This is a genomic window from Vibrio sp. 10N.247.311.51 (genome assembly GCF_041467855.1).
GTDB classification, from domain to species: Bacteria; Pseudomonadota; Gammaproteobacteria; order Enterobacterales; family Vibrionaceae; genus Vibrio; species Vibrio coralliirubri.
This window is the reverse complement of record NZ_JBFSVK010000011.1, coordinates 13,050-26,916: the sequence shown is the minus strand read 5'-3', so window position 1 is coordinate 26,916 and position 13,867 is coordinate 13,050. Positions and strand designations below refer to the sequence as shown.

At 45.8% G+C, this 13,867-nt stretch carries 13 protein-coding genes; 9 read left to right on the top strand and 4 right to left on the bottom strand.

Annotated elements, in window-relative coordinates; translation table 11 throughout:
• Positions 1-5: 5 nt before the first annotated feature.
• The 5 genes from AB6E85_RS12000 (at position 6) to fecE (ending at position 5,969) form a co-directional block, all read left to right on the top strand.
• Complete coding sequence (locus AB6E85_RS12000) at positions 6-2,135, top strand: TonB-dependent receptor family protein (protein WP_372142785.1); 2,130 nt, start codon at positions 6-8, stop codon at positions 2,133-2,135.
• A gap of 87 nt (positions 2,136-2,222) precedes the next feature.
• Complete coding sequence (locus AB6E85_RS11995; protein WP_059017327.1) at positions 2,223-3,200, top strand: Fe(3+) dicitrate ABC transporter substrate-binding protein; 978 nt, start codon at positions 2,223-2,225, stop codon at positions 3,198-3,200.
• Positions 3,197-4,231 (top strand): FecCD family ABC transporter permease, encoded by a 1,035-nt coding sequence (locus AB6E85_RS11990; RefSeq protein WP_372142783.1) that lies wholly within the window; start codon positions 3,197-3,199, stop codon positions 4,229-4,231. Before AB6E85_RS11995 ends, AB6E85_RS11990 begins: the two co-directional genes overlap by 4 nt.
• Positions 4,231-5,202: a FecCD family ABC transporter permease gene (locus AB6E85_RS11985; protein WP_372142782.1), complete on the top strand. Its 972-nt coding sequence runs from the start codon at positions 4,231-4,233 to the stop codon at positions 5,200-5,202. The genes AB6E85_RS11990 and AB6E85_RS11985 overlap by 1 nt, the downstream gene beginning before the upstream one ends.
• Positions 5,203-5,204: 2 nt before the next feature.
• A complete protein-coding gene (fecE, locus tag AB6E85_RS11980) occupies positions 5,205-5,969 on the top strand; it encodes a Fe(3+) dicitrate ABC transporter ATP-binding protein FecE (protein ID WP_372142780.1) in 765 nt (254 codons plus the stop codon).
• 85 nt (positions 5,970-6,054) lie between these two features.
• Here fecE and AB6E85_RS11975 read toward each other — a convergent pair whose 3' ends face one another.
• The gene (locus AB6E85_RS11975) at positions 6,055-6,675 is read right to left on the bottom strand and encodes a heme-binding beta-barrel domain-containing protein (protein ID WP_372134130.1); all 621 of its coding nucleotides are present in this window, start codon (positions 6,673-6,675) and stop codon (positions 6,055-6,057) included.
• Positions 6,676-7,071: 396 nt separating this feature from the next.
• Between AB6E85_RS11975 and AB6E85_RS11970 the strand changes: the two genes are divergently transcribed.
• Entirely contained in the window at positions 7,072-7,491 is a 420-nt protein-coding gene (locus tag AB6E85_RS11970) for a VOC family protein (protein ID WP_048614864.1), read from the top strand.
• Positions 7,492-7,648: 157 nt separating this feature from the next.
• Here AB6E85_RS11970 and AB6E85_RS11965 read toward each other — a convergent pair whose 3' ends face one another.
• Positions 7,649-8,548, bottom strand: a complete 900-nt coding sequence (locus AB6E85_RS11965; protein ID WP_048610851.1) for a DMT family transporter — start codon at positions 8,546-8,548, stop codon at positions 7,649-7,651.
• A gap of 268 nt (positions 8,549-8,816) precedes the next feature.
• Here AB6E85_RS11965 and AB6E85_RS11960 point away from each other — a divergent pair, with 268 nt between their 5' ends.
• Positions 8,817-10,217 carry an alpha-amylase family protein gene (locus AB6E85_RS11960; protein ID WP_372142779.1) on the top strand — a complete coding sequence of 467 codons (1,401 nt, stop codon included), beginning with the start codon at positions 8,817-8,819 and terminating at the stop codon, positions 10,215-10,217.
• Positions 10,218-10,309: 92 nt separating this feature from the next.
• Here AB6E85_RS11960 and AB6E85_RS11955 read toward each other — a convergent pair whose 3' ends face one another.
• Complete coding sequence (locus AB6E85_RS11955; RefSeq protein WP_372142777.1) at positions 10,310-11,266, bottom strand: LysR family transcriptional regulator; 957 nt, start codon at positions 11,264-11,266, stop codon at positions 10,310-10,312.
• 100 nt (positions 11,267-11,366) lie between these two features.
• Between AB6E85_RS11955 and AB6E85_RS11950 the strand changes: the two genes are divergently transcribed.
• Positions 11,367-12,719: an MATE family efflux transporter gene (locus AB6E85_RS11950; RefSeq protein WP_372142775.1), complete on the top strand. Its 1,353-nt coding sequence runs from the start codon at positions 11,367-11,369 to the stop codon at positions 12,717-12,719.
• 186 nt (positions 12,720-12,905) lie between these two features.
• Here AB6E85_RS11950 and AB6E85_RS11945 read toward each other — a convergent pair whose 3' ends face one another.
• The gene (locus AB6E85_RS11945; protein WP_372142773.1) at positions 12,906-13,343 is read right to left on the bottom strand and encodes a Spy/CpxP family protein refolding chaperone; all 438 of its coding nucleotides are present in this window, start codon (positions 13,341-13,343) and stop codon (positions 12,906-12,908) included.
• 226 nt (positions 13,344-13,569) lie between these two features.
• Between AB6E85_RS11945 and AB6E85_RS11940 the strand changes: the two genes are divergently transcribed.
• Complete coding sequence (locus tag AB6E85_RS11940; RefSeq protein WP_010430578.1) at positions 13,570-13,815, top strand: hypothetical protein; 246 nt, start codon at positions 13,570-13,572, stop codon at positions 13,813-13,815.
• Positions 13,816-13,867 lie beyond the last annotated feature (52 nt).

Sequence of the window (13,867 nt, the reverse complement as noted above, 5' to 3'; positions counted from 1 at the left end):
TTTTCATGCCTTACCAGAATTTGGATGGTAAACCCTGTACTCAATCACATCAAAAGTTGCGTCTAAGTGCCCTTGCAATGGCTATCGCTTCAGTGACTTCCATGGACGCATTTGCCGCGTCTGATCCTCAAACGACGACCATGGAAACGGTTGTCGTGACGGGCAGCTTGATCGGTAATTCAGAGCTTGAGGATGTGAAAGAGTATCCGGGAGCTCGTACTGTTCTGACTAATGAACAAATTAAAAAGACCGCAGCACTCTCGATCGATTCGGCATTTCAAAGCGTGCCGGGCATTAAGGTTCAAGACGAAACGGGCACCGGTGTTTTGCCTAACATCTCAGTGCGTGGTTTGAAAGCGAGTCGCAGTGGCCACGCTCAATTCCTCATGGATGGTGTTCCTCTGACACTGGCACCGTATGGTCACACAGGACAATCAATTTTCCCTGCAACGCTGTCGATGCTTGATCGTATTGATATTGTGCGAGGCGGTGCGGCGGTTCAGTACGGACCAAACAACGTCGGTGGTGTGATCAACTTGGTGACCAAGCCTATTCCACAGGAGTGGCAAACGGAAATCAGTAATCGCTTTACTGTATTCGAGGATGGCGATACGCCGCTCAACGACTTTTACCTGCGAACGGGTGGTTGGTTAACCGATACGCTGGCACTTCAAGTCGAGGGGAACTTCTTAAAAGGTGAAAGCTTCCGTGAGCACTCCGACACCGATGTAAAAAACTTCCAAGCGAAATTGCAATGGCTACTGAGCGATACTCAAGAGTTACAAGCTTTCGTTCAACGTTATGATGCCGACACCCAAATGCCGGGCGCTTTATCGCCAGATGATTACGAAAAAGACCGTACTCAGTCGAAGCGCCCATACGATGAATATCAAGGCACTTCAACGCGTTGGAGCCTGAAGTATTTGCATGATTTGAATCTTGCAGATAGCGCTGAATTAGAAATACTGACGTTTGGCCACCGTTCTGAGCGTTTCTTCCAATGGGGTTTTAATAGCGCTGGCGGTCACTGGGCGGACCCGGCATTACCATCAACCGATATTCGTACGTCACCACGTGAATTTGCTGTTTATGGCGTTGAACCTAAACTCGCGATGTACTTTGACGGAAATACTGTAACGCAAAACGTGATTGTGGGTGCGCGCTATGTTAACGAAGACATTGATTACAAGCTGACCCAAACACCAATTGCTGGTGGTGCTACAACAACCCCTCGTGATTGGCACTTAGATACTGACGCTTTTGCTGGTTACATCAGCAATGAAATCGGCCTGTTCAATGACGTACTGAAAGTTACGCCGGGTATTCGTTACGAATCGATTGATATGACGTTTGATGATCTGGGCACAGCACAGAGTACAGACAACAAAGTGACGGAATGGCTGCCGGGCTTAACCGTGGCATACCATCTTACCGAGCAATGGGTGGGTTACACCAATGCACAGAAATCTTTGCGTGCACCACAAATCGCTTACATCCGTGGTAAAGGTGAAGAGGGCAGTGAGCTAGCGTGGAACTACGAGTTGGGTGCCCGCTACAACCAAGATTCAACCAGCTTTAACATCGCACTTTACCGCATTGATTTTGAAGATCAGCTGCAATGGCAAAGTGCTACCCAAACTTTCGATAACATTGGTAAAACCCTTCACCAAGGTGTTGAGCTCTCTGGTCGTTATGTTCCTCAAACGATGCAAGCTTTGAGCCTTGGCGCTGGTTATAACTACTTAGATGCAACGTTAGAGGAAGAGGGTGCAAACAAGGGCAATCAACTTCCTTATACGTCTAAACATCAATTTAGTTGGGATGCGACTTACGCCTTTAGCAAGGTAGATACGACTTTGTCTGGTTACTACTTCAGCGAATCTTATTCTGACAATGCGAATACAAGTGCCGAAGATGCAACGGGCGCGACAGGTAAAGTGCCTGCCTACATGGTCTGGAACTTTAACCTAGGTTCGGATTTGTATAAGGATGAAAACAGTAAGCTGCGCATGAACCTTGCGGTGAACAACTTGTTTGATGAGGACTATTATTTCCGCGGTATTGATACCAGCCCCGTTGGTCGTTATCCAGCCCCAGGACGTTCTTACACTTTGGACCTGAATTATCAGTTCTAATACGTAATTTATTGAAAGTAATAACGAATAAAAGTCGCCAATACTCTTGGCGGCTTTCACGGTTCTAGCGTTTAAGGAAAATTAAATATGGAAAACAGCTCTCGCCTTTTGTTTTCGAATCCATTGCTGCTGTCGAACGGACTGCTGTCACTCAATAAGCCGTTTTTATTCAGCAGGATAGCGATAACCTTAGCTTTGCTGGTTTTAAGCTTGTTCTCATTCTCCAGTTCAGCACAAACGAGGCTCATACAAGATGAGCAAGGTCAGTTTGAAATAGCGACTACCCCGCAACGTATTGTGGTCTTGGAGTTCTCATTTGTAGATGCGTTAGCTGCGGTGGGTGTTTCTCCCGTTGGTGTTGCTGATGACAATGATGCTTCGCGAGTGATTCCGGCGGTACGTGAATTGGTTCAACCATGGGAATCGGTTGGCATGCGTTCTCAGCCTAGCCTAGAAGCCATTGCGGTATTAAAGCCTGACCTGATCATTGCAGATGCAGAACGTCATCGTACTGTCTATCAAGATCTACAACGCATCGCACCAACGCTGCTTCTGAAAAGCCGCGGCGAGACGTATCAAGAGAATTTGGAGTCTGCGCTCAAGATTGGCATCGCTCTCGACAAGCAATCGTCAATGGAACAACGAATTCAACAACATCAACACGTCATGGCTGAATTCAAAAGTCATTTCTCGCTCAAACAAACCGTCCAATTCGCTGTCGTGTCGGATAAAGGTATGTGGTTACATAGCCCTGCATCTTACGCAGGAGGCGTGCTCACCACATTAGGCATTGCGAGCCCTATTGTGAAACCAACAGAGAAGGCATATTTACCAACCAGCTTTGAGTTGTTGTTGAAAACCAATCCGGATTGGTTGCTCCTTGGCGCTTACTCTCATCCAAATATTGTTGATGATTGGCAGAAAAATCCGCTATTCAATGTACTAACCTCTGCTAAAAATCAGCAAGTTGTAGAAGTGTCACCGGCACTTTGGTCATTGAATCGAGGCATGTTAGCGGCAGAACAAATGGCGAAAAATTTTGAGCAGATCTTGGACCGATCATGAGTACGATGTTGTTCTCTAAAAGTAAGCGATTCTGGCCAATACTGTCGTGGCGAGTCACGTTATTTACGGCATTCGTGTCGTGTTTGGCACTGTTTGGTTACGCGGCCTCTATGACCGGGTGGTCTAATTTCTCATTGACATTGAGTGACTTGATTGACTACTGGTTTGCGTTTGATGAAAGCAACATGACTCATCAAATATTGGCGACATTAAGAGCACCAAGAGCTTATGCGGGGCTATTGATTGGTGCGAGTTTGGCCGTCGCTGGGTTATTGATGCAGGGATTAACGCGTAATCCACTCGCGTCTCCGTCGATTCTTGGTATTAATGCTGGCGCAACCTGTTTTATGGCGTTAGCTGCGATAGGTATACCCGTGATCAGTGAGCTAAACCCAATCCTTAACGCGGTTCTTGGTGCATTGCTGAGCGGCGGTGCTGTGATGCTTCTAGGCGGTTTTTTCTCTGCACGTTCTCATCCGTTACGTTTGGTTCTCGCGGGTATCGCCATTACGGCGTTATTGCTCGGGCTGACACGAGCGGCGCTGATTCTTGCTGACGATATGGCTTATAGCGTCTTGCATTGGCTTACTGGCTCACTGTCTAGTGTGGATGATGGGCAATGGCAACAGCTTTGGCCGCCTGTAGTGATTGGTTTGGTGTTAGCAATGAGCCTTGCTCGCAACCTCAACCTGTTGGCACTTGGCGAAGAAGTTGCTGTGGGTCTGGGCAGTAACATCAGGTTTACTCGCTTCGTGAGTGGACTGACGATCGTGTTGCTTGCCGGAGCAAGTGTCGCTATCGCAGGGCCAATTGGCTTTGTAGGATTGCTAGTGCCTCATTTGGTTCGACCTATGGTTGGGCACAATTATCATTTATTGATTCCTATTTCAGCATTGGCAGGCGCAGCATTAGTGTCTTGGTCAGATGCGCTGTCGCGAGCGATTGCTTTCCCGACTGAAACACCCGTTGGTGTTATTACTGCTTTTCTCGGGACACCTTGTTTTATTTTGATTGCGACGAGGAGATCTTAATGCATCATCAAACTAAGATAGTTTTGTTATCTGGGATTCTCATATTAGTGGCATCCGCAGGTTTGTTTGTCGGTGCAGCTTCGTTTTCTGTTTCTCAAGTCATCGAACATTTGGTCGCGTTTTCCAGTGACGACTTTGTTATCCATCAGTATCGGCTACCACGTATGTTGCTTGCGATAAGCGTGGGCGCAGGGTTAGGGCTTTCAGGGGTATTAGTGCAAGGCGTGATACGTAATCCGTTAGCATCGCCTGATCTTATGGGTATTAGCGCCGGGGCAGGCCTTGCTGCGACAGCGAGTTTAGTTTGGTTCCCCAATGCACCAGTCAGTGTGCTTCCGGTTGTGGCGATGTTCGGTGGGGTATTGGCTGCTGGGCTGATTGCTGTATTGGCATGGTGGTCAAGGCCAACACCCGCTAAATTGGCGCTGATTGGTATTGCGGTGAGTGCGTTTCTGGCCAGTTGTATCGACTTCTTGCTGGTCACCAACCCGATAGAGATCAACACGGCAATGGTGTGGCTTACTGGCAGTCTTTGGGGCAGAAATTGTCAGCAAGTCCCGTATATTTGGAGCGCACTGCTCTTGTTGTTACCCATGGCATTATGGCTTGCTTGGCGATTAGATGTGATGGGGCTTGGTGAGGAAAGTGCAACCACATTGGGTACTAAGCCAAAACAGATTCAGGCTCTCGCGTTATTGGCCGCTGTATTGCTTGCCAGTGTTAGCGTTTCTGTTGCTGGAACGATCAGTTTTGTGGGTTTATTAGCACCTCACTTAGCACGCTTGTTGTTTGGACATAATCATAAGTTGTTAATCCCAGCATCTGCACTGGTAGGGGCAATTCTGGTTACAGGCGCTGATGGGTTGGCCAGAGGTCTACAACCGCCTATTGAATTGCCAGCAGGCGTTCTCACGTCTGTGATTGGCGCGCCATATTTCATCTTTCTTCTCTATCGTTATCGAGGTTGGTAACCATGCTTAAAACGCAGAATCTTTCCGTCGCGTACAGCAAACAAACGATCATACCGAACCTGTCGGTTTCTATCCCTAAGGGAAAAATCACCGCATTGATAGGACCTAACGGGTGCGGTAAATCTACCTTATTAAAGACGTTAGTAAGAATTAACAAGCCAGTGGCTGGAGAGGTGTTGTTTGAAGACAAACCGCTATCAAGCTACGGCGATAAAGCGCTCGCTCGTTCGTTGTCACTTCTTCCGCAAATCTTGGTCAGCCCTGAAGGGATCACGGTCAGAAAATTAGTCGAATATGGCCGTTCGCCCTATGTCTCTCATTGGGGAAGGTTAGGGCTGGACGACCAAAGGATTGTCGAGCAAGCAATGCGAGATACAGGTGTGCTTGAGTTTGCTGATAAGCCTGTTGAGTCACTGTCTGGTGGCCAGCGTCAAAGAGCATGGATTGCGATGGTAATTGCACAAGATACGGAAGTAGTGATGTTGGACGAACCGACCACATACCTTGATATGTCACACCAGGTAGAATTAATGAACCTGATGCAACAGATGAATGCCAAAGGAAAAACAGTGGTTGTTGTGTTGCATGACCTGAACCAAGCCAGTCGTTATTGCGACCATCTAGTGGTTTTGGAAAAAGGGTGCTTAATAGCGGAAGGCTCGCCTGATGAGGTGATGACCGAAACGATGCTCAGTAACGTATTTGATCTCAAAGCGAGCGTGTTTCGAGACCCTATTTCAAATACACCAATGTGTGTCGCGATTTAGAAGAATATACTGATTGTCATTTTCTTGAAATTGACTCAATCAACAACGCCTTTCACTTCGCTGTGAAAGGCGTTTGTATTTGAATCTACTTCACTTTAATTAGAGTGCTTGAATCTGTATGAGCAAATGCGTTGTCGTAGATCTCTAAGCCTGTTGTTTGAGAGTACGTCAGCGTATCGTCTGAAATGCTAATGTTCATCGTGAAGCCTGTGGTGGTTGCGTTGTCCGTCATGTATTCAGACTCAGCGATGCCACGCTTAGACGCAACTAACGTCATTGTATCGCCAGCAGGGCCTTCTGCGGTGACACATGTGGTGCGAGGTACACAGTAAGAGTTGTAGACGATCTGATTTTTTTGGTCGTAGATGAAGTAGCCACGTTGATCGTGGAATTTAGAGTCGTCGGCCTTTCTGAATACTTCTTGCTTGTAGTACAGAGCAACCAGATATTGATCGCTGGCGTTGGTTGCATCTGCCGCAACCTCAAACGTCATCACTTCATAAAATGGTGTGACCGCGGGGCCACCTTTGCCCACTTCTGTGCCTTCTTGACCTGGAGAAATATCAACGCCGCCAGTTTCGACTGATTTCCATGTGCCGACTAACTTTGCGAGTGGACCAAAATCCATACCATTGATTGTGCTGTGGTCGGCTACTGCTGGAGCCGAGATTACTGCTGCGATACCAAGTGCTAATAATTTTTTCACTTTAACTTCCTTTTTATTAATTATCTGACCCCAATAAAAATAAGGTTATTGTGAAACCAGTTTATTAACCCAGATCAGTGTTGTTGGCTAATATGAAATCGAATTGTAACTTGATGTATCAGTCAATAAGGAGATGTTAATGTGTATATATTGAGCAAGAAGCAGGTGTTGGGTCGTCTAATCTCAGTGATAAACCATGGGTTTGCTGACTCTTATGACTGAGTTCAGTCACATTGGAATAGGTCGTCTAAACTTAAAGCTTGTATCGCTGCAAATACGACAATTTGGGCTCTAAAGACGTTCTCGAAATAAATGCGAATTAGTGCTTTACCTCAACCTAACTTGAGGTATTAGGATATGCAACGTTGCTTACGAGAATACTTTAAGGAGAGAAGAATGATCCAACTTGAACATGTGAATTTGGTGGTAAAAGATATCCCAGAAATGCTGGTTTTCTATAAAGCGGCGTTCCCTCATTGGTATGTCCGTGATGAGGGAAAAGGGGAGTGGTCAGGTAAGCCACGTAACTGGCTGCATTTTGGCGACGAGTACCAATACATAGCAATAAGTGATCACGGTGAAGGTGAAAATAGAGATTTGGCTGGGCATTCTGTTGGCCTCGCGCACTTCGCTTATGTGACCAATAATATCGAAAGTGTCACTCAACGGCTTGTTGATGCGGGCTTCCCAATTGCCAAACCCGGCGCCGAAGAACCTTATCGAAAAAACGTCTATTTTGTGGATCCGGCAGGTTTTGAAATCGAGTTTGTTGAGTATTTGAGTGATGATCCCAAGTTACGAAATGCCACAAGTTAGTTACGTAATACGCCGCTTTATTAAAGTTGGTTAGCGGCATGAAAACGCGTTAGAGAGCATTTATAAAAAAGGGCATTGTGGATTAATCCGCAATGCCCTTTTTCGGTCTATTTAATCGCTGATTGGCTAACTGATGTTGAATTCTTTTAGCTGGTGTTTACTTAGCTTTAAACGGCACCAACAGTTGTTTGCCAAACACATTGATTAGCGCGCCAGTCACGATTAGACCGCCACCTAGATAAGTCCAAACTGATGGAATCTCGTTGAAGATCCACACACCTAATAGTGCTGAGAATACGATTTGAACGTATGAGTAAGCTGAAGCCTTGCCTGCTGCTTGGGTTTGCATCGCTTTGGTTAAACCGTATTGGCCTATTTGTGTGAAAATCCCGACCAGAACCAACATCATGGTTAGGAACAGGCTAGGCCACACAAAGTCGTTCCAGATAAGAGCGGTGGAGATTGGTAGGGCAACCAGTGGGAAGTAGAAGATGATCACTGAGCTGTCTTCCGTTTGGCTAAGCTTTCTCACAATCACATAAGCAATTGAGCTACCAAATGCGCCACATAACGCCACCATTATGCTGAACAGCGGTAACTCGCTGCTCGCGCCGCTGTTCATGCTTGGCTGAACCATCACTAATAATCCTGCTAAGCAGAACGCAATGCAGATCATGGTCGACTTTTGGACGCGTTCTTTCAGGAACAACACACCAAGTAGAGCGGTAAAGACAGGATGCACGTATTGTAGAATGGTCGCTTCTGCTAATGGCAAAGTGGTCACAGCGTAGTAAACACACATCAAGGCTGCTGTGCCAACTGCGCCTCGAACAAACAACAACGGTTTGTTATTTCCCCAGATCGAAATGCCTTTTCGCTTAACGTCGATATAACTGATGATCAATGACACCAAAGCCCTTGCTGCAACAATTTCGAATACAGGTATGCCGTAGTTGCTGATGTATTTCACACACGCAGACATCAGTGCGAATCCAAAAGCAGAGAGGATCATGAACCTAACCCCAACAGGGATCATTGAAAAAGAGAAAGAAGGCATAAAAATATCAATCGGTTGAGGGAACAGGAATCATAACTTAGTTTAGAAGAGCCGACCAAAGTCTTTGTCCTGTTCTGGTCAACTTGATTCAATTAATTCTCATTTCAGTTCGACTCGTTTTTTATCTCACATAAGATCGGCTATAACTCAATTTTATAAAATCAACATCAACAGAAGGTGACGCTAATTCAACTCTGATTTATCGGTCGTTTTAATTGTCTTTCTTAGTCATATCATTCTGGTGAATTTATAATAAGAGATATGTTCTATGAAACCAATTAATACCCTACTCATATCCGCGCTCGCGCTTTGCTCTTTCAGTTCAGCTACTTATGCAGACACCATCTTGCACGCTTTCAACTGGAAGTATTCAGATGTGACAGCCAACGCCAATCAAATTGCTCAAGCCGGTTATAAGAAAGTACTGGTTGCCCCGGCAATGAAATCGAGCGGCAACCAATGGTGGGCGCGTTACCAACCACAAGATCTGCGTACTATTGATTCTCCTTTGGGCAACAAACAAGATTTGGCCGCAATGATTGCCTCACTTAAAGCCGTGGGCGTTGATGTATACGCTGATGTGGTGCTCAACCATATGGCGAATGAAAGCTGGAAGCGAAGTGACTTGGATTACCCTGGCACAGAAGTGCTAAACGATTATGCGAGCCGTTCAAGCTACTTTGCTGACCAGACTCTGTTTGGCAACTTAGCGCAAGGTTTTGTCTCGGCTAACGATTTCCATGCCGCAGGTTGTATTTCAGATTGGAACGATCCTGGTCACGTTCAGTACTGGCGTTTGTGTGGTGCCGATGGCGATGTAGGTTTACCTGACCTTGATCCGAATAACTGGGTGGTTTCACAGCAACGTTTATATCTGAAAGCGCTAAAAGATATGGGGATCAAAGGGTTCCGTATTGATGCGGTAAAACACATGAGCCAGTACCAAATTGATCAGGTATTCACGTCTGAAATTACTGCGAATATGCATGTGTTCGGTGAAGTCATTACCAGCGGTGGAGCAGGGAACAGCGGCTATGAGTCATTCTTAGCGCCGTACCTGAATAATACTAATCACTCCGCGTACGATTTCCCGCTGTTTGCGTCGATTCGCTCGGCATTCTCAATGGGCGGTGGCTTGAACCAACTGCATGATCCAAAAGCGTACGGCCAAGCACTTGATGATAATCGCTCAATTACTTTTGCTATCACACATGATATACCAACCAATGATGGCTTCCGTTACCAAATTATGGACCCACAAGACGAGCAGCTTGCTTACGCTTACATCCTTGGCAAAGATGGCGGCACGCCGTTGATCTACAGTGATGATCTACCGGATTCTGAAGATAAGGATAACGGTCGTTGGGGCAATGTTTGGAATAGTTCGAGTATGAAGAATATGCTGAGTTTCCATAACGCAATGCAAGGCAAATCGATGACGATGATTTCGAGTGACCAATGTACTTTGCTGTTTAAGCGTGGCAAAGAAGGCGTTGTTGGTATTAATAAGTGTGGCGAAACCCGTGGCGTGACGGTTGATACCTACCAACATGAGTTCAATTGGAATGTTCAATACAAAGACGTATTAAGCAGTGCGACAGAAACCATTTCTTCTCGCTACCATACCTTCAATCTACCACCACGCAGTGCGCGTATGTTTAAGCTTTAATGCTCACTAAATAAAAGCAATAAACGACTGGTAGAAAGCATAAGCCGCAGCAAGTTCTGCGGCTTAGTTGTATCTGGGCTTACGGCTTACCGTTACTGATGATCGCTAATAACACCAAACCAATGATTCTGGTGAGCTAATGATTTCAGCAACTCGATCTCTTTTGCTGTCTCTTCTCTAAGCCATTCAATAAGGTCATTGATGATAGGCGTGTGAGTACGTTGGTGCATGAAGTAAGTCCAAGCACTGTGTTGGATCTTTGCATTCTTAGGGCAGTACAAGAAGCCTCGTTGGAGATCTTGTTGAACTAACAACAGATCCGTGACCGTAACCCCTTCACCGGATAGACAGGCACTGAGCGCCATATCTAAAGACAAGAAGCTGGTATTTCTGACAGGTTTCTTTGGTGGGAATTCAACATCGGCCAGCCACACTTTCCAGTCGTGATGATCTAAGGTTGGATGCAGCCTTGGCAAGGTTAAGATTGAATCAAGGTCGGTGTCTTTGGTGGTTAAACTAGTAGAGCAAACCGGCGCCATGAACTCTTCACGCAAGAAGGTAATGTCAGGTGCCTTGTCATAGCGTTTTTTGAAACGCGTGTGGAAGATCAGTAGATCATACTCACTACTATTAATCGATTCGTCTTCCTCAATCACAGGAACAATGACGATCTCATGATCTTGATAACGCTCGTTTAATTCCCGAACTTTGGAGATCAATACTCGCGTCGCGAAACTCAGAGTCGCTTTGATCACGATACGCTTCTGCTTGGGCTCACTCCAAGAGGCGATAACAGCTTCGATATTACCGTAGCTTTCTCGCAAAGCCACATACAAATCATGACCTTGTACCGTTAATTCTATGGCTCGATGCTTACGAATAACCAGTGATGCGTTTAACTCATCTTCAAGCTGTTTGATCTGTCGGCTGATCGCACTTTGTGTCACATGCAGCTCTTCGGCAGCCAGCGTAAAGCTCATCAGCCTTGCGGCAGCTTCAAAGGCTTTTAAGCCATTATGTGATGATGGCAAGCTAGGATATGGGGTCATAATTCGTTCGCATGAGTTTATGGAATGTTAGAGTCGCAAATTTATCAATTGAACGCCAGCCTCATCGATCGTATTTTGGGCGAAATTAACTGAGGCGCTCATGAAAAAAATACTCACTCTTGCATTCCCTTTGATCATTTCACAGCTGATCTCTATGGCTTTAGTCCTTACTGATGTTTGGATGATGTCGCGTATCAGTGTGTCAGCCCTTGCGGCTGGTGGCTTAGGTGCCTCAATCTACTTTTTCATCTTCATTATTGCGAGCAGCACCGTGGGTTGTGTCGCGAACTTGATTGCGATTGCTTATGGTCAGCGCGTAGCTCGCCCTGAGTTTGGTAATACACAAATCAGATTGGCGGTGAAAGGTGCAACCATGTTGGCATTCGTGCTCAGCGTGACCTTAATGGTGAGTTTCTGGTTTGCTCCGCTGGTGTTGGAAGCGGCGAAACAACCTCAAGAAGTGATCACCTTAGCGATGGAATATGTACATGCTCTAAAATGGGTGATGTTACCTTCGCTTATCTTATTGGTGTTGCGTGGCTTAACCAGTGCGTTTGGTAATGTGCGTTCTATTCTGGTGATGTCGATTATCACAGTGATTTTGAACGTACCAGTGAGCTACTTCCTCACGTTCCAGTTAGATATGGGTTTAACAGGTTTGGGCTTAGGCACGGCTATCGCGGCATTTATCGTGATGGTTGGATACACGGTTTGGGTATTCAAACGTGACGAATTCAAGCAGTTCGCCCCTTGGTTAAACACAGAAGAGTATTCAATTAAGTTGATGAGTCCGCTTTTAATGATGGGTTTACCTATCGGATTAGCAGCATTACTTGAACATGGCCTTATTTACGGCGGCACCTTGATGGCGGGCACGATCAGTATTGCTTCGTTAGCCTTACACCAAATTCTGCTGCAATGCTTGAGCTTTACTTGGAACTTCAATTTCGGTTTCTCACAAGCTGCGGCGATTTTGGTGGGGCGTGATTTCGGTGCGGGAAACTACGAAGGGATCAAAAGAACCTCGATTCTCAGCTTTATCTTGGTGTCGGTGTTGAGCGTTGCGTTGTCTGCCGTGTTCATCATATGGCCGGAAATGATTGCGTCTATCTTTAAGCTGGACGATGGCACGGGTGCGATGACTTCACTATTGGCTTCTGTTATCTGGGTTGTCGCGCTGTGCTTTATTGTTGATGCTTGGCAGTTACTGGCAATTAACTTGTTGAGAGGGATGAAGATTGTCTCCATGCCAACGGTGATGACTGCTATCGGTTACTGGGTATTTGGCCTACCTGCTGCTTGGTATTTGATGCCAAAATTTGAATTGGCAGGGATCTGGGGTGGAATTGGCGTTGGTTTGGGCGTGACAGGTATTCTGCTGCTTATCCAATTGATGCGTGTCATCCAAAAGAACAACCAATCTCCAGATTTGTCGAATCATGCTTATACGTGATTTGCTAATGGTGCACTGAACACAAAAAAGCCGCGGTCATCATAATGACTGCGGCTTTTTGTTGTCTATTCAGATTATCCCTTTTCTGGGGGAGATGGGAAGAATCAATATCAGAATTAGGGGCAGCTATTGTCTACCAGACGATTTATTGCCAGACTACTTTCTACCAAACTATTTTCCACCAGACTACTTTCCACCAGAGAGCGCAGACTTCATCATGGTTTTGAATTGCTCTTTCTGCTCTTCAGTCAACACGTTATAAATATTGTTCTTAAGACGCATCTCTTGCATCACCATCGACTTCTCGGTTGCTTGAACGGTGTCGATGATCGTTTCCATCTCGGCTTCATTGAAATCAGGTTGAGTCACAAGGCTGATCTGTTTCTTCTTGAGCTCGATCGCGCTATCCATGTCAATCTGTGTTCTATCAGATTGGTAGCCTTCAACAAGGGAGATGACTTCCGCGTGTTGCTCTTCGCTTAGGTTTAAAGAAGCAATAACCATTTGCAGTGGGCTCACTGCTGGCTGCGGCGGTTGTTGTGGTGATGAAGCACTCACAAACGGAGCGGTAACGAGTAGAGCTGAAGCAGTTAATACACAAAGCGACTTTTTCAGTGATTTCATTGAATTTCTCCTGTTAGTGGAAACATGAGTATAGATGGCGAAGCTGAACTCGATATGAACACGCTGTTCAGTTAAGTGTGCTCAGCGATTTACGTTCACTTAAATTCGTTCAGATAAGTACCTTCAAGTAAGTAGAGAGTGGGTTAGACCTTGGTCTTACAGAAACCGAGCGCAAAGGTGACTAGAATGATTTGAGTTGCTCACCGTTTTATCAAGGAATACACAAATGGAAGTTGGATTGTTCTGGGCTGAAAAAGGAATGTTAGTGCTTGGCGCACTGTTTGTTTTGACGAGCATGATGCAGTACGGAAGACGCAGTAGCGATTGGAAAGGCGTGATTACGATGTTCTACAAGCGTATCCCAATGAACATCGCCGAATACAAATGGTATCGCCTGGGGATCGCGTTGTTGGTATTTGCTGTGATCATACGTTTCGCATTACTGATTTTATGGCCTTCATATCAGTTCTAGTTCTCTTGCATTAGCTTTGTTGGATAGCTCTCTATCATGGCTACATAAAGCC